This is a genomic window from Williamwhitmania sp., from assembly GCA_035529935.1.
Classification (GTDB): domain Bacteria; phylum Bacteroidota; class Bacteroidia; order Bacteroidales; family Williamwhitmaniaceae; genus Williamwhitmania.
Genome location: DATKVT010000066.1, coordinates 1 through 2291, shown reverse-complemented (window position 1 = coordinate 2291; position 2291 = coordinate 1). Strand labels below are relative to the sequence as shown.

Sequence of the window (2291 nt, the reverse complement as noted above, 5' to 3'; positions counted from 1 at the left end):
GTTGTAGTCAACCCCACCCTGTAGGGCATCAGCATCACTGGTAAACAGCGTACCACCACCACCTTCGGACCAGTGGCCACCAAAGTCGGAGTTTAGAGCCCGATCAATGAAACTAAACAAGCTCTCGTTCGAATACCCGCTGGGGTCGGTGAAGGCGAGCGGGTTGTTGGCGCAGTAGCTGTAGCCGTTGTAGTCCTGCGCGCTCAGCGGGTTGCCCACCAGCGGGTCCACGCTCAGGAAGCGGCCCACCAAAGTTTTTCAAAGAGCGTTACGCTAAGGTAGAAACTAATTTGAAAATCCGACAGTGGCCGGACAGGTTTTGAGAATGAACCGATTTGAAAATGTGTCAATAAGACAATACGCCAATTAAAAGAAAATACACTCCTACAAGTGACGATGAGACAATTTGAAAATCGCCCTACCAGCAAGCGGCACAATTATCTTCTGCTCACCAAGAAGAGGTTCAAGGGCCTCTTCCCCAAAAACATCGCTACCCTATAACGCAAAGCCGCCCCAATGTTCGGGGTGGCTTTACGCCATTGACGGGCCTATTAAGATTGTAAAAATTAAGAACATGGCTGCCCTGCGAAGCAAAAAGCAAGTCCAAGCGTTTTGTCTAGGGTTCTATATTATTTTTTATAAAAACATCTCGTTTAAAATTTTCAATAACACCAATTTTTACCTGCTTAGCAAATTCGTCTTGGGGATTTTCAGATATCAGTTTATTGATTTCAGCAAGACCTGCTTCTCTGTTTTTTACCAAGCAATATAGAACAGCTCTATTTACTTTATCATTTAGTTTATTATCCTTCAATATTCTACTATTATAAGCATTTAATGCTTCTTGATAAAAGTAAGCAGAACTATCCAGTTTGTTAATTTTCTCGTACAGCATCCCTTCAAACATTAGCCCTTCTGGATATTCTCCTTTGATTTCAAACAATCCGTTTATTGTAGTGATTGCCCTACTGTATTCTTTCAACGAACAATACACATTAACCTTACTAAGCATTGCCGCTTCGTTCTTAGGGTTTTTGTTTATTGCAATATCAAGAAATCTTAATGCCTTTTCCAGCTTCAAGGAATCTTCCTTATAGTAAGCTAAGCCTCCTACATTGGTATAGAGGTTATCAGCTAAATCAACTAATTGTTTGTCTGTCAGAGTTGCCGCTTCTTCATCTGGCATAGCCATGAGGCGAGAAAAGGTTTTTGCATTTTCGCTTGAGTTGTCTAGTTCCTTTTGCAGACTTTTATCTCTTGAAGTGCATCCAGCAAACAAGAGAAGAAATAAAAATACAACTTTGTAATTCATAACGTTTTAAGGTAAATTGTAAGTGTGTGAAAACAGATTCTGGTTGGTGTTTCCATTCCAAAATTCAAAGGTTGTTGTACCGATCACCATCCTTATTTGAACATCGCCATTGGCAGGTAGCCATACTCTACCATATCCCAAATTGGTCCATGTAGCATCAACATGTTCACCCCACTCATTCGACATGCTTAGATTATCAAAACCAACCTGTTTCCCATCTCGATAAACTGAGATGTTAGCATAAAAAGTTGGCGCAGTTCCTGCATTAGCTGGAATCACCTTAGCATGTGCCTCTGCATACCATCTTCCATCCCCATATGGTCTAACCTGCACATACCCCTTATAAAACGCAGAACCATTCAGCCCATAATTCTCCTGAGCGGTGAATTTTAAACTAAGAGAAGTAACTCCAAAATCAAATTGAGTTGCGTAGTAATTGTTACCCCCGCCAGATTTGGCACTAGTTGAGGAAATATCATACGTTATTTTCAACGAGGTGTAAGAAAAGGTTTTTTCGCCATACGTCGTGGTTCCATCGCTGTGGGTGAACTTGGTCTGAAAAAAGTGGTCAACAACTTCATAGTTCGTGGGCTGCAGCGTGGCAGTTGAGCGCATGGTGCCGGAAACCCAGTCGTAGTAAAGCCCATTGGCACCAGTGCCATTGGTTTGCCCGTTAACCTCTTGCCCCGGTAGGCCGTAGTCCAGAGAGCCCATTCCCGAGTAGCCCGATGCACCACCGCCACCTCCTCCGCCACCAAAACCACCTCCGGGTATCCCCCCAAACATGCGATCGAGGTAGAACTCCGCTCCGGGGAGCATGTAGGGCATGGGGGCAGCGTACTTCTGGTACCCGCTGGGGTCGGTGAAGGCGAGCGGGTTGTTGCCGCAGTAGCTGTAGCCGTTGTAGTCCTGCGCGCTCAGCGGGTTGCCCACCAGCGGGTCCACGCTCAGGAAGCGGCCCACCAAAGTCTTTCAAAGA

General features: G+C 44.9%; 3 protein-coding genes. All 3 read right to left on the bottom strand.

Annotated features, from left to right (window positions below):
• On the bottom strand, window positions 1-249 hold a 249-nt coding region (locus VMW01_04930), incomplete at its 3' end, for an RHS repeat-associated core domain-containing protein (protein ID HUW05586.1).
• A gap of 367 nt (window positions 250-616) precedes the next feature.
• Window positions 617-1312 carry a hypothetical protein gene (locus VMW01_04925; protein HUW05585.1) on the bottom strand — a complete coding sequence of 232 codons (696 nt, stop codon included), beginning with the start codon at window positions 1310-1312 and terminating at the stop codon, window positions 617-619.
• Between the two features lie 6 nt (window positions 1313-1318).
• On the bottom strand, window positions 1319-2275 hold the full coding sequence (locus VMW01_04920) for a hypothetical protein (GenBank protein HUW05584.1): 957 nt from the start codon (window positions 2273-2275) through the stop codon (window positions 1319-1321).
• Window positions 2276-2291 lie beyond the last annotated feature (16 nt).